General features: G+C 44.9%; 16 protein-coding genes. 6 read left to right on the forward strand and 10 right to left on the reverse strand.

Annotated features, from left to right (window positions below; translation table 11 throughout):
• Positions 1-13 precede the first annotated feature (13 nt).
• From fliD to trhP, 3 genes are all read left to right on the forward strand, one after another.
• Positions 14-3,934 (forward strand): flagellar filament capping protein FliD, encoded by a 3,921-nt coding sequence (gene fliD, locus FME95_RS01365; RefSeq protein ID WP_147712457.1) that lies wholly within the window; start codon positions 14-16, stop codon positions 3,932-3,934.
• Positions 3,935-4,030: 96 nt separating this feature from the next.
• Positions 4,031-5,017, forward strand: coding sequence for an alpha/beta hydrolase (locus FME95_RS01370; RefSeq protein ID WP_187265408.1), 987 nt, complete (start codon positions 4,031-4,033; stop codon positions 5,015-5,017).
• A gap of 196 nt (positions 5,018-5,213) precedes the next feature.
• Positions 5,214-6,575, forward strand: coding sequence for a prephenate-dependent tRNA uridine(34) hydroxylase TrhP (trhP, locus tag FME95_RS01375; RefSeq protein ID WP_147712459.1), 1,362 nt, complete (start codon positions 5,214-5,216; stop codon positions 6,573-6,575).
• A 180-nt stretch (positions 6,576-6,755) separates the two neighbouring features.
• Here trhP and FME95_RS01380 read toward each other — a convergent pair whose 3' ends face one another.
• On the reverse strand, positions 6,756-7,190 hold the full coding sequence (locus FME95_RS01380; RefSeq protein ID WP_147712460.1) for a hypothetical protein: 435 nt from the start codon (positions 7,188-7,190) through the stop codon (positions 6,756-6,758).
• A 16-nt stretch (positions 7,191-7,206) separates the two neighbouring features.
• Positions 7,207-8,256, reverse strand: a complete 1,050-nt coding sequence (locus FME95_RS01385) for an aldose epimerase family protein (RefSeq protein WP_147712461.1) — start codon at positions 8,254-8,256, stop codon at positions 7,207-7,209.
• A 161-nt stretch (positions 8,257-8,417) separates the two neighbouring features.
• On the opposite strand from FME95_RS01385, the gene murI reads away from it, so the two are divergent.
• Entirely contained in the window at positions 8,418-9,215 is a 798-nt protein-coding gene (murI, locus tag FME95_RS01390; protein ID WP_246109300.1) for a glutamate racemase, read from the forward strand.
• 41 nt (positions 9,216-9,256) lie between these two features.
• On the opposite strand, the gene FME95_RS01395 is transcribed toward murI, so the two are convergent.
• From FME95_RS01395 to FME95_RS01430, 8 genes are all read right to left on the reverse strand, one after another.
• A complete protein-coding gene (locus tag FME95_RS01395; protein WP_147712462.1) occupies positions 9,257-9,772 on the reverse strand; it encodes a glycine cleavage system transcriptional repressor in 516 nt (171 codons plus the stop codon).
• 45 nt (positions 9,773-9,817) lie between these two features.
• Positions 9,818-12,700 (reverse strand): aminomethyl-transferring glycine dehydrogenase, encoded by a 2,883-nt coding sequence (gene gcvP, locus FME95_RS01400; RefSeq protein WP_147712463.1) that lies wholly within the window; start codon positions 12,698-12,700, stop codon positions 9,818-9,820.
• A gap of 253 nt (positions 12,701-12,953) precedes the next feature.
• Positions 12,954-13,343 carry a glycine cleavage system protein GcvH gene (gcvH, locus tag FME95_RS01405; protein ID WP_147712464.1) on the reverse strand — a complete coding sequence of 130 codons (390 nt, stop codon included), beginning with the start codon at positions 13,341-13,343 and terminating at the stop codon, positions 12,954-12,956.
• A gap of 75 nt (positions 13,344-13,418) precedes the next feature.
• Complete coding sequence (gene gcvT, locus FME95_RS01410) at positions 13,419-14,507, reverse strand: glycine cleavage system aminomethyltransferase GcvT (protein WP_147712465.1); 1,089 nt, start codon at positions 14,505-14,507, stop codon at positions 13,419-13,421.
• A 140-nt stretch (positions 14,508-14,647) separates the two neighbouring features.
• The gene (locus tag FME95_RS01415; RefSeq protein WP_147712466.1) at positions 14,648-14,875 is read right to left on the reverse strand and encodes a hypothetical protein; all 228 of its coding nucleotides are present in this window, start codon (positions 14,873-14,875) and stop codon (positions 14,648-14,650) included.
• 238 nt (positions 14,876-15,113) lie between these two features.
• Complete coding sequence (locus tag FME95_RS01420; protein ID WP_147712468.1) at positions 15,114-15,671, reverse strand: cob(I)yrinic acid a,c-diamide adenosyltransferase; 558 nt, start codon at positions 15,669-15,671, stop codon at positions 15,114-15,116.
• A gap of 84 nt (positions 15,672-15,755) precedes the next feature.
• Positions 15,756-16,835, reverse strand: a complete 1,080-nt coding sequence (locus FME95_RS01425) for a sensor histidine kinase (protein WP_187265409.1) — start codon at positions 16,833-16,835, stop codon at positions 15,756-15,758.
• A gap of 48 nt (positions 16,836-16,883) precedes the next feature.
• The gene (locus tag FME95_RS01430) at positions 16,884-17,843 is read right to left on the reverse strand and encodes a ketopantoate reductase family protein (RefSeq protein WP_147712472.1); all 960 of its coding nucleotides are present in this window, start codon (positions 17,841-17,843) and stop codon (positions 16,884-16,886) included.
• 394 nt (positions 17,844-18,237) lie between these two features.
• On the opposite strand from FME95_RS01430, the gene groES reads away from it, so the two are divergent.
• Together groES and groL are read left to right on the forward strand one after the other, a co-directional pair.
• Positions 18,238-18,525, forward strand: a complete 288-nt coding sequence (gene groES / locus FME95_RS01435) for a co-chaperone GroES (protein ID WP_147712474.1) — start codon at positions 18,238-18,240, stop codon at positions 18,523-18,525.
• Positions 18,526-18,560: 35 nt separating this feature from the next.
• Entirely contained in the window at positions 18,561-20,204 is a 1,644-nt protein-coding gene (gene groL, locus FME95_RS01440; RefSeq protein ID WP_147712476.1) for a chaperonin GroEL, read from the forward strand.
• Positions 20,205-20,354 lie beyond the last annotated feature (150 nt).

Here is a 20,354-nt window from a genome sequence, read left to right on the forward strand (position 1 = left end):
TCAGGGTGAGCATATGGCTAGTGTATCGTCGCTTGGTATTGGTTCTGGGACCTTAACGTCCGATTTAGTGGAGAGCTTAGTTTCCGCTACTCGAGCGGACGCTGATCTCCGCTTAGCCTCCGATGAAGCGGAAAATGAGGCAGAAATTTCCGCTTGGTCTGAACTGCGAAACTACCTTGAAGACTTACAGTCGGCCGCGTCTGCACTATCAAATTCTAATACGATTGATAGTACAACTGCCACGTCTTCGGATGAAGATGTCCTTACAGCAACAACAACGGCCGCAGCCGAAGCAGGAACCTATCGATTTGAAATAGATCAGGTTGCTACAGCTCATACCTTAGCTAGCCAAAGCTATGACAGTGTTGATGCAGTTGTTGGTACTGGTGTTTTAACTTTTAGCTTTGGTACGACAACCTTTGCAACAGATGATAGCTATCTTGCCTTCGAGCAGGATGCTGATACGGTTTCTACGCAAATTACAATTGACTCTAGTAACAACACGCTCGGAGATATTCGTGACGCCATAAACGATGCAGAATTCGGTGTAACGGCATCGATAGTTTATGACGGGAATGGTTATCGACTTTTGATGACTAGTGATGAAACCGGCGAAGAGAGCTCAATGGAAATCACTGTTTCAGGTGATTCTGGATTACAAGCACTGGCTTACAACAGTGCCCAGAATGATGAATCAGTCAATATGATGCAGACTCAGGCTGCGGAAGATGCATTACTTACTGTTAACGGGTTGTCTATTTCCAGTGCTAGTAATCAATTATCAGAAGTGATCACTGGCGTTACCATTGATCTAATTGATGCTAAAAGCAGTGCAGTAACATTGAAAATTTCGCAAGATACCGATGAGATTGCCGACAAAATTCAGACATTCGTTGATGCTTATAATGAATACGCTGGTCTTTACGACATTCTAACCGAATATTCTGTTAGTGAGGATGACGAGACTATTTCTGAAAATGGTATTTTGATTGGTGATAACACCCTTCGTACTATTGATGATGCAGTACAAGATATTTTAAGTACTGTCTTAGATGGGCTAGAAAGTGCTACCTATACCTCTTTAGTATCACTAGGCATAGAGACAGATCAAAATAATGACTTCATGTTAACTTTTGATAGCAGTACTTTTAATGAGGCTATGGAAGAAGCTTCAGATTCTGTTATTGGTCTTCTATCCAGTGCAGAAACAGCTACCAGCAGCCAGGTAAGTATATTGTTAACGGGTACTGATACACAGCCGGGAACATACAATGTCGATATCACTCAGCCTGCTACACAAGGCTATTACCAAGGATTGTCTACTGATGCGCTGGCTTTTGCATCGGATGTGGTAATTTCTGATATTAATGATCAATTTAGTATCACCTTAAACGGAGATACAGAAGTGATTAGTCTTGAGCAGGGGTCATACTCAAGTGGTGATGAGCTGGCTCAAATGATCCAGACATCTATTAACACTCAATATACTAGTGATAGCGTTTCTGTTGAGTTTGATGAAGATAATCTTAGGTTCGCTATAACATCCACAAAATTTGGTAGTGAGTCGGAAGTCGTTATTAATAGTGTTGATACTATATTAGCAAGTACGCTTGGTATTGCATCGACAGGGTCTGGTGAATATCAAGGAGCTTATTTTGGTTCCTTGGGGGATACTTCCTTTTCTGCTATCAGTGATGCCGCGGTCCTTACTGTAGATGAAGAAGATGGTATTGATTTTAATTTAAATCCGGTCAGCTTCGATATTGCATTGACTGGGACGACTGCAGATGGCACATACACAATTAACCTAGATGAAGATTGGGCTGATGACATCGATTCAAATGGTGAAATAACTAACGATCGTGATCGTGACGATGTACTAACTTATATACAAAGTGAATTAAATGATGCCGGTCTTGCAGGCATTGTGACCGCAGAGTTTAACGATAGTGATCGGTTGGTATTTTATACAGAGCCAGGTGCAGGAACTCAGACACTAGATATTTCGAATATTTCGGTCACCGGTAGTGATTACTTAGGCTTGGTTGATAGTTCTAACACGAGCGGTTATACGGTTTCTGGTGCCAGTTTCGATCTTTCTTATTCTAACCGGGTGGGTGATGTTGACTCGGCTGCGAGTATTGTCGTTCCAGATGGAACTTACGAGACGGCAGAGGACCTAGCCCAAGCAATACAGGATGCAATTAACGCTGATGCAAATGTTTCTTCAAGTGCTTATGGAGCAACGACAGAGAGAGGCTCGCGTAGTCTTTATACTGCAGTGGATTTTGCTTCCGATCCAGCCCAGTTTGTTATGGCAGTCAACGGTCAGGAAGTAACCGTCACAGTCGACACTAATGGTGCTGATAACATTAATAGTATTCAAGATGCGATAGATGCTGCTCTAACGGCTGCAGGCATTTCAGAGACAGTTAGTGCAAGCTTAGACAGTAATGGTTTAGTGCTAACAACAGACTCTACTGGGTCGAGTGAAACACTGGAGATATTATCTGACGGTGCAGGTGCGACAACAAGTTCTGGATCAATTGACTTATCGTCATCTGTTATCGATTTTGCTACAAATCCTGCAGCGTTCTCTATAGAAGTCGGTGGTTATGATTTTGATATTGAAGTTGACTCAAATGGGCTGACTGGTGATACAGATGAAGAAACAAATCTTAATGCAATACAGAATGCACTAAATTCTGCACTAGCTTCTGCTGGTGGTGGCGGAGTATTTAGTGCTGGTGATGTTGAGGCTAAGTTAGACGAAAACGGTTATCTTTATTTTGAAACTATTTCTCAACAAGGCGAACAGACAGAATCAACCTTCGGTGCCGATGCCACAATTCAAATTACATCAGTTGATGCAACTAATAATTCACTAGGATTGACTGCCGAAGCTTCACCTAATATTAATGGTTATGACAGCTTTGGCTTGAGCTTGGGTTTATATTACGGATTCGATTCCGGTGCTACGGTAACTTATAAACAGAATGATGAAGGAGAAGGTGGATTTTCAATCTCCTTTGATAATGATACGGATGTAACCCTCAGTAATATATCAACTGAGGCAACTGCATTATTGGGCTTTTCTACTACTAATTACAGTGGATCTGAAAATCAAATCGGTCAGGATGTTGCGGGTACTATTAATGGAGTGGAGGCTATCGGTAATGGTCAGTTTTTGACTGCAGCCGAAGGTAATGAGTCTGCAACAAATGGTTACTTATTAGGCTTTTCTGCAGCAGATTTTAGTGAAGCGGTTATTATTGATAGCTCTAATAATAAATTTACCATTGAAGTTGATGGTGTAGAGTCTAATGAAATCGAAATAACGCCGGGTGCTTATGCTAGTGCTGATGATTTGATGGCAGAAATAGAGGAACAAATTAATAGCGACTCGAACATTTACTTAGCAGACCTCGGTGTTGAACTTCAGTACGATGCTGATAATGCAATTTTTGGTATTTTTTCAGAATCTACGGGCTCTGAGTCTTCTATATCTATTACAGATATTAATAGCGGGCTAGTTGATATCTTAGGAATGGCTGAATCGACTCAGGGGGTTGATGGTTCTGAAGCCTCAGGAGAGGTTGATGACGCGGCAGGTCTAATGCTCAAAGTAACCGCTACTTCAGCTGGGTATTATGGTAGTGTCACTTATGTCGAAGGGATTTTTGCTAATTTAGATGGCTATTTTGATGATATCTTAGGTTCTAATGGTCTAGTAACCTACAAGGAAACTGTGCTCGAAGAAGAAGCGACAGAGATTGATACGGAAATGAATGATCTAGATGATGAAATGGAAACTTATGCGGCAAGGTTATCTGATCAATTTATATACTACGATTCAGTTATTGCGGAGTTAAATAGCTGGGGCCAATACATTACCTCTCTATTTGCTGCTTTAACCAGTAACGATGACGAATAGAACGGAGTTTGTTTTATAACCTAACTGAAAAAACGCTAACTATTTTATTGAAAATGTATTAGCGTTTCGAGCTTCAACAGGTGTGTGGAGCTCGCGTTGTTTTTGTTTATCATTAGCGTTGTTATTTTATTTGGGTTTTTGCTTGGCCCCAGAGCCAATGTTCGCTTAGGTCGATACCAGCTAGTACTCGACACGAAATTAAATACCCAAGAACGAAACCAACCTGATTTACTAGCACTGCTGGCCGATCAGGTTGCGACCCAAGAGCGGCAATATCCATCGCTCATTTCTGGCACTGAAAAGCTAGTGCAATTCCACAATCCTGAGAAGCCTACTAAAACAGAGCATGTTGTTTTGTATTTGCATGGTTTTTCTGCCTGTCGGCAAGAAATATCCCCCGTGGCTGAAAATATAGCTGCGCAACTGCAAGCTAATTTTTTTGCCACTCGGCTCACCGGTCACGGTATGAATGCGGAGCAGTTAGCACAGGCAACCGCTGATGATTGGTTACAGGATGCAATCGAAGCTTGGCAGCTTGCAACGCAACTTGGACAAAAGGTCGTGATTATTGCCACTTCTACGGGCGCAAGTTTAGCGACTTGGTTAGCGCAGCAGCACAGTGTTGCGGAACAATCACACAGCCTAATTTTGGTTTCGCCTAATTTTCGACCTAACCATTGGGCGATGAATGTCTTTTTATGGCCATGGGCCAAATTCTGGCTGCCGCTATTAGTGGGGCGAAAGAAGGGGCGTGCACCGCAAGATAAAATTGCAGCCCGTTATTGGACGGCACCTTATCCGACGAGTTCTTTGTGCCATGTGGCTGCATTGGCTAAAGCGGCGTGTCAATCTGATGTCGCGTCAATACAAACACCGACTCTGTTTATTTATTGTGACGATGATAAAACGGTGGACTCTCGTGTCACTGATCAAGTGATTAAACGCTGGGGCTCCAAGCGAATTAGGTGTTTATCTGAGCAGGCTGTTGAGGGAACGACCAATCATGTCATTGTCGGCGATCTCGCACGGCCAGAAAGTAATCACCGTATTACAGAAGAAATTCTTCGATTTATTCACGGGTAAGTCGTTGTCGATTTAATAAGTCGTTGCGGCTTGAATAAATCTAGAGCGCTATGAGTATTTTTATTTATATAAACCCGACCTAGCTCAATTTCCTGTTAATTATTTTTGTTAAAATCCGCGCCCGCCGTGTCGGCCAAGCAAATAACTTGGCTAATCGGTGCTATTTAGCAAAATCTCAATTGGCCTAGGTAATGAAATGACTTTTACACCAGAACTCTTGTCTCCCGCGGGCACTCTCAGAAACATGCGTTATGCCTTTGCTTATGGTGCCGATGCTGTTTATGCCGGTCAGCCTCGCTATTCATTACGTGTTCGTAATAATGACTTTACGCTAGCCAATTTAGAAACCGGTATTAATGAAGCCCGAGCGCAGGGTAAGCGACTTTATGTTGCCAGCAACATTGCGCCGCACAATTCAAAAATAAAAACCTATATGCGTGATATCGAGCCGGTGATCGAGATGCAACCGGATGCGTTGATCATGTCTGACCCTGGTTTAATTATGTTGGTGCGCGAGCGCTTTCCAGATCAGGAAATTCATCTTTCTGTGCAGGCTAATGTCGTCAATTACGCTGCCGCACAGTTTTGGTATAAACAGGGTATTAAGCGAATTATTTTATCGCGAGAATTGTCGCTGGAAGAAATTCAAGAGATTCGTGAAAACTGCCCAGGCCTAGAGATTGAAACCTTTGTACACGGTGCTTTGTGTATTGCCTATTCTGGTCGCTGCTTGCTGAGTGGTTATATTAATAAGCGGGACCCGAATCAGGGAACCTGCACTAACACTTGCCGCTGGAAGTACAATGCTCACGAGGCTGAAGAAGACGCCAGTGGCGATTTTGTACCTAAAGACGCCAAGATATGGACACCGCCAGAAAATAAAATTGCCAGTGATGCTCCGACATTAGGTCAAGGCCAGCCAACCGACGAAATCTTTTTGTTAGAAGAAGAAGGTCGACCAGGAACCTATATGCCAGCCTATGAAGACGAGCATGGCACCTACATTATGAATTCAAAAGACCTTCGTGCCATTCAGCATGTTGAGACATTGACAAAAATGGGCGTGCATAGCCTAAAAATTGAAGGCCGCACTAAAAGTCATTATTACGTCGCACGAACAGCGCAAGCTTATCGCCAAGCAATTGATGACGCCGTCGCCGGTAAAAGTTTTGATAAAGGCCTAATGAATACCTTAGAGAATTTAGCTCACCGCGGTTATACCGAAGGCTTTTACCGACGCCATGTTCATGATGAATACCAGAACTATGAAATTGGTCGTTCCGTGGGTGTGCACCAACAGTTTGTTGCCGAAGTTATTGGCCGTGATGGTGACGCGCTACATTTAAGGTCGAAAAATAAATTTTCAGTTGGTGACTCAGTCGAGCTGATGACGCCAGAAGGGAATGCGACTTTTAATATTGAACATATTCGAAACTTGAAAAAGCAGCAGGATTTAACCGAAGTGCCCGGCGGTGATTACGAAGTAAAAATTCAGGTGCCAGAAGCATTGGCAAAATCCGCTGAGCAGTATGGCTTGTTGATGCGTAATTTAGGTTAAGCACTATGAGCTAAAGCTTAGGAATAAAAGATTAAGAGTCAAAGATTAAAAGCCAGTTAGGCTGAAGTCAAAAAAATGAAATGAGCTGGATTAGACAGCAACAAAAAAGGAGCCAATGGCTCCTTTTTTATTTTTTAAATTAACGAACATGTTCCTAAACAGATAAAGGCCTAACTAAGTTTAAAAACGTACGCCAACGGAGACATAGTTTGAGGTTGGGTGAGTCCCAACTTCAACAAAAACTAAGCTTTTATTCACATCGACATTGGCACCGATTTCGGCACCGATATCAAATACAGCGTCGTCTGCAATGCCAATAGCCGGACCGGCACTGACATAGATACTGATACCTTTATCGATTGGGAACAACAGGCCAGCACTGGCGTCTGCGCCTGCGACAAATTCATCGTTATAGCCTGCGCCAACTTCTAGCTCGCCATAGGTGTATAAACCTTTGGAGCGTAAAAAGGTTACATGCAGTGGATAACCTTTAGCGGCAGTCACTCCGAGTCCGCCGTATGAAGAAAGCGCTAATTCAAGGCCACCTTTGCCGCCAGCAAAGCTGAGTGATGAAAGGAATAGCGTTGTTAATGCCATCATCAAGGTTTTTTTCATTAGGGAATACATCCATCTATAAAAATGAGTATTCAATTATAGCTGAGTAGCCGTTGCGTTCGTCAATAATACATTGGGGAAAGTGTGTATGGTTTGGCGAATTAATCCAATAGCCTGGCTCAAAACAGAAGGCTCCATGGCGGTTGTAGCGGTGTGAGGCGTCGATAGCAGTATCTTGTAAAAAATTTGCGCTATAAAACTGCATTCCTGGTAGGTCGGATTTGCAGACCAATTCTCGATTTGAGCGTGACGATTTAGCGCGTGCCATGGTGATCAGTCTTTTGCTTGAGTCGAAGCAGTAGCAGTGATCGTAACCTTGAAAGGGTTTTAATAAGGGGTCGGTTAACTCGGTCAGTGGCTGTTTAATGTTACGCCATTGAGAAAAGTCTAACAGGCTTTCGGCGCGGTTGACGATTTCGCCGGTTGGGATGCAGAGGTCATCGGTACTTAAAACATCGGTACTTTCAATTTGGAATGCGTGATGGTCCAAATTACCATAGTCGTGGCCATCTAAATTAAAGTAACTGTGGTTGGTTAGGTTAACGATTGTTTTTCTATCGGTCGTGGCGCTGTATTGGAATTGCACACAATTGGACTCTGTTAGCCGTATTTTGACTTCAAAGTCGACATTACCAGGATAGCCAGATTCACCGTGTTGGCTACGGCAATGAAAGGTCAGCGTTGGTATTTGTTGTGCGTCCAGTTCAATATGACTTTGCCAGATTTTTTTTGCCAAACTGGTGCTGCCACCGTGAAGGTGGTGGCCAGCTAAGTTTCGCTCCAGCTGTACTAATTCACCATCTAACATAAATTGCCCATGCGCGATGCGGTTCGCGTAGCGGCCAACGGTAGCGCCTAAAAAAGCCGATTGCTCTATAAAAGCCTGTGCCGTGTTACAACCGAGAACCAAGTTTGGTTCATCGGCTGCTAACTTAAATTCTATCCATGCCGCACCAAGATTATAGAAGCAGGCTTGTGCGCCAAGACTGTTTGTTAATTGATATTTTTTTAATGTTTGGCCGTTGTTAAGTGTGCAAATATCGCGTTCAGAAATGCTCGCAACCATCGCGTTGTTCCTTTGTTTTATTATTATAGTTTGCTTAGTTTAGCAAAAAATGTTCGTTCATAAACGATTTAACTGACTTACAAAGCGCTATACAGATTGATATTATGGGGTTGATTTTAACCATCTTTTCTTTATTGCGATTAACGGTTCATTAACTATGAATGACTTCTATGATCGGTGTCTTTGATTCTGGTCTGGGCGGGTTGACCGTCTTGACGCAATTAAAAATTCACTACCCAAAGCTTTCTTTGCTTTATGTTGCTGACCAGCATTATTCGCCTTACGGCAATAAGCCTGCTGAGCTTATTGTTCAACGTTGCAGAAGCATTACTCAATGGCTAGTTGATCAGGGTTGCAGCGTTATTGTGGTGGCCTGTAATACCGCAACGGCATTGGCGATTGAATTATTGCGTGAAGAGTTTGATCTGCCCATTGTTGGCGTTGAGCCTGGTGTTAAGCCTGCGGCGCTAAGTTCTCAATGTAAAAAAATAGCGGTATTGGCGACAGAGAATACTGTCAGTTCGCAACGATACAGTGAGCTGTTGAGTCGGTTTTTACCAAGTGTCACGGTGGTTAGTCAGCGTTGTGTCGGCTTGGCCGACGCCATTGAGCATTCTAGTGAACAGCTGCCACGTTTAATAAAAAAATACTGTCAGCCGCTAGTCGCTGAAGGTGTTGATCACATAGTGTTAGGTTGCACGCACTACCCATTAATTACAGATCAAATTCTCACAGCTCTAGGCAAGCCGGTGGCTATCGTTGATACCGGTCGAGCCGTAGCGAATTATGCTTTTCATTGCTATCAGCAGTTGGGCATTCAACCTCGGATCGCTGAAACAGCGATATACACAACTTCAGCCGCTGAGCAGTGTAAAGCGATGTTGTTGAATTATGAGCTGTTGCAGCCGCTGCGGAATGTGCCAGTGTATGCACTGGCGCACTCGGAGCTGACTTGTTGATTGGCTGTGAATTAGCGAAAAATTGGATTAGCTAATCAGCGCTATCGCTGATCAGTATCGACCATTAGGTCGGGTGACAACGCCTCTAAAGCATCTGTTATCTGTATCAGGTTTTGCTCATCCTGTAGCGTAAACTTGATCAGTGCCTTAAATAGATTACCGCCACTCATCGATGCGGGTTCGATTTCAGTTTTTATATCAATTAGGTTTGCGCCAATGCTTGCCAGTACGTTGGTAACCTGCCGAACAATACCAGGCCGGTCGTTACCGACCACCTCAACAACCTGAATGGTTAGGTTACTCAACGTGTCATCGGCAACGGAGTCTGCTGCTTCAACCTGTATTGACAAGCCCTCTTGCTTTAGCGGCAGTAACGCAGTTTGCAGTGCGGCAGCCTCGTTGGTTGCCACCTGAACACGAACGATGCCGGCAAATTTACCGGCCATGCGCGCCAAACGGCTTTCTAGCCAATTGCCTTGATGTTGTTCGATAACGGCTGCCAACTTTTCGGTAATTCCCGGTTTGTCATCGGCCAAAATGGTTAAAATAAGTTCCATGAAATTGTCTCCATTATGAGTTATCGAACGGGTTGTCAGTCGCTCTTATTCTTGTTCTTGGTAGCTGCTGGTATCTGGGCAAGAGCAGAATAGATTTCTATCGCCCCAAGCATCATCAATACGATTCACGCTTGGCCAGAATTTATTTTCTGCCACCCAAGTTAATGGGAATACCGCCTGCTCACGGCTGTAACTGCGTTGCCAGTCGTTGAGTAAGTCAGCTTGGCTGTGCGGCGCATTGACTAATGGATTATCTTGTAATGACCAGCTGCCGTTTTCGACCTGCTGAATTTCTTGGTAAATGGTTGTCATCGCTTCAATGAATCGATCTAACTCTTCTTTTGACTCCGACTCGGTCGGCTCAATCATAAAGGTGCCCGGCACTGGGAATGACATGGTCGGCGCATGGAAGCCAAAGTCCATTAAGCGTTTGGCAATATCAACTTCGCTAATGCCGGTTGCCGCCTTTAATGGCCGCAAATCAATGATGCATTCATGAGCAACGTAGCCATTGGCATCGGTGTATAAAATAGGGAAGCAGGGCGCGAGTTTTTTCGCCACATAGTTAGCGTTTAGAATCGCCACCTGACTGGCTTCTTTTAGACCGTTTGCGCCTAGTAATCGAATGTACATCCATGAGATTGGTAAGATCGATGCGCTGCCGTAAGGTGCTGCAGAAACCGCCCCCATTAATGGGTTACCCTCTTTTATTTGCGCAACCGAATGGTTCGGCAAGTGAGGCTTTAAGTGACTCACAACACCGATAGGGCCCATACCAGGACCACCACCGCCGTGCGGAATGGCAAAAGTTTTGTGTAGATTCATATGCGCGACATCGGCACCGATATCGGCAGGGCGGCTTAAACCGACTTGGGCATTAAGGTTGGCGCCGTCCATATAAACTTGGCCGCCGTGTTGATGAATCACTTGGCAGACTTCTTTGATACCGGCTTCATAAACACCGTAGGTCGATGGGTAAGTCACCATCATACAGCTGAGGTTATCGCCGGCTTTTTCTGCTTTGGCTTTTAAATCATCAATATCAATATTGCCTTGCTCATCGGTATTCACGACAACCACTTTTAGCCCCATCATCTGTGCTGAGGCAGGGTTTGTGCCGTGAGCAGACTGAGGGATTAGGCAGATATCACGATTCGCTTCACCATTAGCTTCTTGGTATTTTCGGATAGCTAATAAGCCAGCGTACTCACCCTGCGCTCCTGAGTTAGGCTGCAAGCTCACCGCATCGAAACCGGTAATGGCTTCTAACATCTGTTGCAGCTCTGCGAGTAATTTTTGATAGCCTTGGGTTTGTTCACTTGGCGCAAATGGGTGGATGCGGCCAAAGGTTTCCCAAGTAACGGGCATCATCTGAGCGGTAGCGTTCAGCTTCATGGTGCACGAACCTAGAGCGATCATGCTGTGGTTCAATGCTAAGTCTTTATTTTCGAGTTTTTTCAGATAGCGCAGCATATTGGTTTCGCTTTGGTAGCTGTTGAAAACCGGATGCGTTAAGTAAGCGCTTTTACGTTCTAAATTTTCTGGCACAAAGGTGGTGTTTTTGCTGCCAATCTGTTGGTCGAGGCTGGATAAGCTTAAGCCGTGATCACTGCCTAAAATGACATCAAATAGCTGTTCAATGTCTGCGCTCGTTGTGGTTTCGTTGATAGAAATACCAACTAGATTGTCGCTAAAGCGAAGGTTTACTTGAGCGGCTGTTGCGCGCAGCTTTATGTCTTCAAGTTGCGGTGAAGTAAAACTGATGGTGTCGAAAAAGTGCGTATTACTGACGTAAACACCTCGCGACTCTAAGCCTTCTGCCAAGATGCCTGTCAGGTGGTGGATGCGTTTTGCAATCTGACGAATACCGTCTGCACCATGATAAACAGCATAGAAACCAGCCATGTTCGCTAGCAACACCTGTGACGTACAGATATTCGATGTCGCCTTTTCGCGACGAATATGTTGCTCGCGAGTTTGTAGCGCCATGCGATAAGCTGGCTTGTCGGCACTGTCTTTGGATAAGCCAATAATACGGCCTGGAATGGCTCGTTTGTAATCTTCACGAGTAGCAAAGAAGGCCGCGTGTGGTCCGCCAAAGCCCATTGGAATACCAAAGCGTTGACTGCTACCAAGCACGATATCGGCGTTCATTTCACCCGGTGCTTTGAGTAAGCAAAGTGCCATTAGATCGGTAGCGACAATGGCCAGTGCATTGTGTTCGTGCAGCGCGTCGATAAAGGGCTGCGGGTTGCTGAGCTGACCGTTTGAACCTGGGTATTGAATGAAGGCAGCAAAGACATCGTCGGCGGCTAAGTTCACCAGATCATCAACGACTAATTCAAACTCAAAATATTCGGCACGCGTTCTTAATACATCAATGGTTTGTGGATGCGTGTTTTTATCGACAAAGAAGCGATTTGATTTGTTCCGCTTGACGCATCGCTTTGCCATGGCCATCGCTTCTGCCGCCGCGGTGGCTTCATCCAACAAGGAGGCATTGGCAATATCCATGGCGGTTAAATCAAGGATCACCTGCTGAAAGTTCATTAACGCTTCTAGTCGACCTTGCGCAATCTCTGGCTGGTACGGCGTATAGGCGGTATACCAGCCCGGGTTTTCTAACACATTACGCTGAATAACAGTCGGCACTTCGGTGTCGTAATAACCCATACCGATATAACTTTTGGCAACGATATTTTGCTGCGCCAAGCTTTTTAAATAGCTTAACGATTCGGTTTCAGTGGTGGCATTGTTTAAGGCTAACGGCTGATTAAATTGAATGTTCTCTGGGACGATCTTATTGCTGAGTTGATCTAAGCTTTCGGCGTCAACCGCAGCCAGCAACTCTTTCTGCTGTTGTTTGTTGGGGCCAATGTGGCGGCTGATAAAGGCGTTCGAATTTTCATAGTTTGATAATGAAGTCATGTATATCTCAGCAATTAGTATCGTTGGGTTAGCAGTTCGTTCAGTGTTAACTTGAAAGCATGTCAGCATCAGAGTAAGCCTAAGCTGATGCTGGCATTTTTTACGGCTTAGCAAAAATAAAAGGCCTGCACTTTGAGACCTTTTATGATGTCCATCTTAAATCAACGTACGCGAAACAACTTTAAGATTGCTTTGTTCGCGTTAGCTGTTAATTACTCTTATTTTTTAGTTACTTTTATTTTCCTAGTTACTCTTATTCTTCAGAGCACTGGTCGGCGTAAGAGTCAGCATCCATTAGGTCGTTAACCTCTTCAGGGTCAGACATTTGGATTTTAAACAGCCAGCCATCTTCGTAAGCGTCTTCGTTAACCTGCTCAGGATTATCTTCGAGGTTAGAATTCACTTCGGTGATAACACCGGTTACCGGTGTGTAAATATCAGAGGCGGCTTTTACAGACTCAACCACAGCAACAGGGTCGCCTGCATTGAATTCAGCACCTTCTTCCGGTAGTTCAACAAAAACCACATCGCCCAGTTTGTCTTGGGCGTAATCACTGATGCCAATCACGACCACGTCACCGGCTTCTTCTCTTAGCCATTCGTGAGAGATGGCGTACTTCAGATCGGCTGGAATATTACTCATGAAAAAATCCTTAGATAACCTGTTAATAATTGAGATTGTTAATAATGCTTGAGAGTTAATTAGATTAGTCGTTAATTAAAACTGCTTTTTACCCATTCTGACAAAGGGTAGTGAAATTACCGTTGCAGGCAACTTCTTACCTCGAATATCGACCCAACATTGTTCGTCAATGTTGTTATCCACCCGAGCTATCGCAATAGATTGGTTAAGTGTCGGTGAAAAGCTACCGCTGGTCAATTCGCCGACCAGTGTTGTTTCATCACTGGCGTAAACCTTTTGCTCAGCACGCATAACGCCTTTCGCATCAAGCACTAGTCCAACCAATTTTTGCTGATTCGCTTGGTTTTTGATAGCTGTCAGTGCTTGGCGGCCAATAAAGTCACGTTCTTCTGGTTGCCAAGCAACAGTCCAGGCCATAGCAGACTCTAACGGGTGGTTCTGTTCGGTCATGTCATTGCCGTATAGGTTCATGCCGGCTTCTAAACGCAAGGTATCGCGTGCGCCTAAGCCGCAAGGCTGAACACCTGCGTCTAGCAAAGCCTGCCAAGCCGCTGTTGCCTGTTCTGCTGGCAGCATGATTTCTAAACCGTCTTCACCGGTATAGCCGGTGCGAGCAATAAACCAGTCGTCTATTGGCAAGCCTTGGAAAGGCGAGAGCTGGCTAATGAGCTCTGACTGAGTGTCATTAAAAGCCTGCTGGCTACGTTCAAGAGCGTTGGGGCCTTGCACTGCGATCATGGCAAGCTCTGGGCGTTCCTGTATCTGAACATCAAAGTTAGCGCCATGCTGATTAAACCAAGCGAGGTCTTTTTCGCGTGTTGCGCAGTTGACCACGGTGCGATAACCGAGGTCGGTCTTATAAACAATCAGGTCGTCCAATATGCCTGCCTGTTCATTCAGTAGAGCGGTATAAAGCGCCTTGCCGTCGCTTTTTAATCGCGCCACATCGTTAGCTAACAGGTAGCGCAAAAAGTCACTTGCTTGAGGCCCTTCAACGTCAACGATGGTCATATGAGAAACATCGAACATACCTGCGGATTCACGCACATAGGTGTGTTCAGTTTTTTGCGAGCCATAATTTATCGGCATTTGCCAGCCACTAAAATCGACCATTTTGCCGCCAGATTTTAAGTGCGCTTCATAAAGTGGGGTTTTGTTAGCCATAAGCCTTGAATCATTAATTGGATGAACCGTTCCCAGCGCGTCGCAAAGGGAACGAAAAAATGAGGAGGGCAGGCTATCTTATTCTGAGTGTTTTACCAAGTAGGAAATGGCAGGAAAGCCAAGCAGAATCAATTGTTGACCTATTGGCCAATTTTTGTGGTATCTACAGAAGTTATAGGTTTGGTTGAAACATAAATCCGTTCAGCCTTCATTGCTTTGATCAGTGCCAGCGACGATTTTTGGGCAACGTCGGTGGTAAGGTTGGTCAGCTGAGTCAAGTTTAAGCACTGTGAGTTTAAGTCACTGAATGCAAATTCGATCAGTTCTTCTTTGCTGAGTAGATTTTTACCAAGAATAATAGCCGTCATGAGCTATTGCCCCTTCTAAATGAATGTATGTTGGTGACAATTTAGTTATCGACCAGACACCGATTTGGTTTAGCGCTGTACGCCTTTTTCTTGATAAAAATTAATGGCTGATTGTTTTATCTGCTCTTTTGTTTATGAAGAAAACCTGTTTGCCTGAGCGGCCATCCAGTGCCATTAGCTTAAACCGCTTGATGGTTGGCCGCTCGCTTGACCGTTCAGCAAAGCAGGTTTGTTTGGATTAGCGTTTATGGCGTGATTGCCAAAGTACTTCATCACCGCCAGCTTCGATAACTAAGTAGCGTGCTAAGACGAACAGGTAATCTGAAAGCCGGTTTAAATAGCCCTGAGCAATAAGGTGCGGCGCCTGTTCTTGTTGATTGAATGCAACGATGGATCGTTCTGCACGGCGACAAATTGAGCGAGCCATATGGGTGTGAGCGGCGGCTAGATTCCCGCCCGGTAAAATGAAATTTTCCAGCGGTGGAATATCCTGATTGAGTCGGTCTATTTCTTGTTCTAGATCAGTGATTAATTGCTCGGTCAGTAACTCATAACCGGGCATGGCCAGTTCGCCACCCAAATCAAATAGATCATGCTGGCGCTGAATTAGCGCTGAGTGAGCAGGATGTGTTTGGGCTAGGGTTTCGCAAATCACGCCAATACAACTATTCAGTTCATCGATATCGCCAATGGCATGAATGCGTAAGCTTGCTTTAGATATACGTTCGTTTGTACCGAGTCCAGTGTCACCCTTGTCACCGGTTCGGGTGTAAATTTTTGAAAGGCGAAAGCCCATTTTTTTATTCCTTAAACTGTTAAATTTAGAAGGCTATTTTAAAGTCTGTCTAAGCACGATCTTAGAGGCTGGACAGATTTGTGTTTAGTTATTTGTTAGCGGCAGCTTAATGCTCAAACAGGAGCCAACGCCTTGTTTAGAGGTAACGCTTAGCTTGCCTTGATGATGTTGACTGACAATTTGCTGGCATAAAGCCAAGCCAATGCCGTGTCCGCTCGCTTTGGTGGTGAAGGATGGTTCAAATAGCCGTTGTTGTGTTGCTTCGTCCATTCCCATGCCGTTGTCGCTAACGCTGATTAAACATTGTTTATCTCTGGTTGTTTTCTGCTCAAGCAGAATATCTGCTTGCAGGATATCTTGTACGCATTGGCGACGCTCTTCGATCGCATCTAAAGCATTATCGATTAAATTTATCAGCACCTGTTGCAGTTCGATAAAAATACCGCTGATTTTTTCATTGGGGTTGGCGATGTCGGTTTTAATGTTGATCGGTAAACATGCCGACAGTTGTTGGTAGCGAGGCGTCAGGTACGTCATTGCTAGGCTGCGCTCGATCAGCTCTGCAACAGTAAAAACCTGCTGTGGTGCGGCATTGGTTTGGCTGAACTGCAATAAGTTTTGGCTAAGCTCAGAAGCGCGCAGGGCTGACTGCTCTATCTGGTTTAAGAATTCAAAAATATCACGCTGTGTTAAGTAGTTTTTGAGTTGGTTGAGATCAATATTCAACTCAGCTGCCAGCGTTTGATTAGCGGCCAGCGGCTCACCTAGACGGCGATTAATATTTTGTACGTTCTGTTGAATAACGCTCAGCGGGTTGTTGATGTCGTGAGCGACGCCGCTGGTCAGTGTTGCGATAAGCTCTTTACGTTGTTTTGCCAGCTCGGTCGCAGGGTCTTGATCCGACTCAGACTCAGAGTCATCTTTGTGATGTTCTGTATCACTATCAGAAGCGGAATGCCCCAATTGCATTGCATGGCTCTGCCGTCTTGATAGCCCAGCCAGCACCAACAGTGAGATAAACACCAACAGTAGACAGAGTTTAATAACCACTAAGCCATCTTGTTGCCATACTAAAAGCCCTGCTAGCCCGCTACAGGTGAGCGATAACAGCCACAGTAGCTTGTGTACCGTTTTAATCCGTTGATCGCGACTGTTGTCATTCATAGACATTGCCATTGTTAGTTAGGTCAGTAGAGCTAGATAAATAGATATTTAAGCGTCTGTCTGACTGTGCTGAATAATGCGCTGATACCAGCGGCTTATAAAGGGTGTTGCAAAGCCAGTCTGCCTAGCCTGTTCTAATAAAAAACCAAGAATAAAGTCGATCTCGGTTTTACGAGCTTGTCGAACGTCTTCGGCCATCGATGAGCGGTTGTTGGCCGTCAGTTGTGCCAGTGAGCGGACAAATGCTACAGCATCGGCTGGCGGCTTGATATCTTGCTGGCGCATCAGGTGAGTAACTTCTTGGCAAATACCGGCTACATCGGCAGTGAACTCAGGCGCAAGCACATCGCCATTATTGCATTGTGCGTAGGCGGTGATCGGGTTGATGACGCTGTTGGCTAATAGCTTATGCCATAACACCTGCTGAATGTTGGGGTTGGCGGTTAGGCCTAAAAACGGCGTTGTTTGCGAACAGTCATCGATAAGCTGTTTCACCAGCGTTGGTAATGGTTGAGGTGTCGGGTAGCCAATTTGAGTTTGCCCGAGCGCGGTCTGGCAAAACACGTGACTGCTTTGTTTAACGGCACCGCAGGTAGTTGCTCCCCAAAGTACGCGCTCGGCAAATTCATCACTGAGGGCTTGCTGTGGTCCCATACCATTATGCAATAGGATGGCAATCGCTTTAGGGTGTTGCTGAAGCAATTGCTGCGTCATCCTGTGGCTATGAAAGGCCTTACAGCAGACCCAGATAATATCTATCGATAGGTTCGGTATCGAGGTGTGCGCTTGCCACTTTAGAGTTGTTAAGGATGGCTGCAAGGATTGTTGCTTTGCCTCGGCTGGTGAGTCTGAATGATTAATAAGCTGCTCAGCCAGCTCTAGGTCGGGTCGATGTGCATAAGCATAGCAATTGTAGTGCTCTTGAAATTGAGCGCATACCAGCGAGCCAATAGCACCAGGGCCGACGATGAGCATGTTGAGTCGTGATTTGTTCAAAATGGAAGTCATAGAGCTTGCGTGATTCGGTTAGAGTCGATGAGTCGCGATGATGGCATTGCCGGTTCTACTGGGCAAGTCTGATTAGGAATTGATCAATTTTAGCTTGGAGGGCGATGAGTGACGCTGAGTCCAAAAAAATGCGTAATAAATTTAAAAAAAGACTGTTGAAATGGACTTAACCGCCCCCACTTATTCGCTGCAATGATGTTACGGCCCAGTACTTTAAGTGCTATCAACCACTTTGTGTAATTACCAAGCACTTCGTGTATTAAATAGTGCTTTAAGTCTAAATAAGAGTACCTTGAAAATAAGAATCGCTTGAATCTTATTCAGGACTCTTCAAAGACAACTGGCGGTAACGAACTATATATAACAGTCCCAACATTTTTTAGGAGGCTTATTCATGAATATTCGCCCTTTGCAGGATCGCGTTGTTGTTCGTCGCAAAGAAGAGGAAGAAACGACAGCTGGCGGCATCTTGCTTCCCGGCTCTGCCAAAGAAAAACCATCACAGGGTGAGGTTTTAGCGGTTGGTAATGGTCGTGTATTAGATAATGGTGATGTTCGCCCAGTAGATGTGAAAGTCGGTGATACGGTTGTATTTGGTCAGTACGCTGGCAATACCGTAAAGATTGACGGTGAAGAGCTGTTGATCATGAGTGAAGGCGACATCTTTGGTGTTATTGAATAATTTCTGAAATTTGAGAGTTAACAAGGTTAAAAAATATGACAGCTAAAGAAGTTTTATTTGGTCTTTCAGCACGAGACAAAATGCAGAACGGCGTTAACCTATTAGCGGACGCTGTGAAAGTTACGTTAGGCCCAAAAGGTCGTAACGTCGTGTTAGAAAAATCCTTTGGTGCGCCAAGCGTTACTAAAGACGGTGTGTCTGTTGCTAAAGAAATCGAACTAGAAGATAAGTTCGAAAACATGGGCGCGCAAATGGTGAAAGAGGTTGCCTCTAAAGCCAACGATGAAGCCGGTGACGGTACAACAACAGCAACGGTACTTGCTCAAGCGTTTGTTAATGAAGGCTTAAAAGCAGTTGCAGCGGGCATGAACCCAATGGATCTAAAGCGCGGCATCGACAAAGCAGCCGCAGCGGTTGTTGAAGAGTTAGCCAAGCTTTCTATTCCTTGTGTTGATTCTAAGTCTATCGCTCAGGTAGGTACTATTTCTGCGAACTCTGATGCCACTATCGGCCAGCTGATTGCCGATGCGATGGAAAAAGTTGGCAAAGAAGGCGTGATGACTGTTGAAGAAGGCAGCGGCTTCGTTGATGAGCTTGACGTTGTTGAAGGTATGCAGTTCGACCGTGGTTACCTATCACCTTACTTTGTGACTAACCAAGAAACCATGTCTGCTGAGTTAGAAAACCCTTACATCCTATTGGTTGATAAGAAAATTTCTAACATTCGTGACCTTATTCCGGTATTGGAAGCGGTTGCGAAAGCTAGCCGTCCATTGATGATCATCGCTGAAGACATCGAAGGCGAAGCGTTGGCAACCTTGGTTGTTAACAACATGCGCGGCACTGTTAAAGTTGCAGCGGCGAAAGCACCTGGTTTTGGTGATCGCCGTAAAGCGATGTTGCAAGACTTAGCTATCCTAACAGGTGGTACTGTTATCTCTGAAGAAATTGGCCTTAGCCTAGAAACAACGACGCTAGAACACCTAGGTTCTGCTAAGCGTGTGACTTCTACTAAAGAAGATACTGTTGTTGTCGATGGTGCTGGTGACGAAGCAGATATCAAAGCACGTGTTGAGCAAATTCGAGCCGAGATTGAGCAATCTAACTCTGATTACGATAAAGAGAAGCTACAAGAGCGAGTTGCAAAACTGGCCGGTGGCGTTGCAGTCATTAAAGTGGGTGCGGCAACTGAAGTCGAAATGAAAGAGAAAAAAGCACGTGTTGACGATGCTTTAGCTGCAACTCGCGCTGCGGTTGAAGAAGGTGTTGTTGCTGGTGGTGGTGTTGCTCTGGTTCGTGCCATGAATAATGTTCACGAATTAAGCGGCGATAACGATGACCAAAACGTTGGTATCTCTTTAGCATTGCGTGCTATGGAAGCTCCGTTGCGTCAAATCGTTCAAAATGCTGGTGGCGAGCCTTCAGTTGTATTGAATGAAGTGAAAAAAGGCGAAGGCAGCTTCGGCTTTAACGCTGCAACTGGCGAATACTTAGACATGATCGAAGCCGGTATTATCGATCCAGCTAAAGTTACTCGTACCGCGTTGCAAGCGGCATCTTCTGTTGCTGGTCTGATGATTACAACAGAAGCGATGATTGCTGATAAGCCTCAAGAAGGTGGTGCAGCCCCTGCGATGCCTGATATGGGCGGCATGGGTGGAATGGGCGGCATGATGTAAGCCTTTTCCTCGCTGTATTTTAAAAGCCCGCATTTGCGGGCTTTTTTGTGCCTGAAAGAAAGCTATGCTCTACTAAACCCTGTGGCCAAAAGGCAGAAACAGCTGTTCAATATGGCGGTTTTTTATTAACCTGCCTGCCTTAGTGTTAGA

Source organism: Reinekea thalattae, from assembly GCF_008041945.1.
Lineage (GTDB): Bacteria > Pseudomonadota > Gammaproteobacteria > Pseudomonadales > Natronospirillaceae > Reinekea > Reinekea thalattae.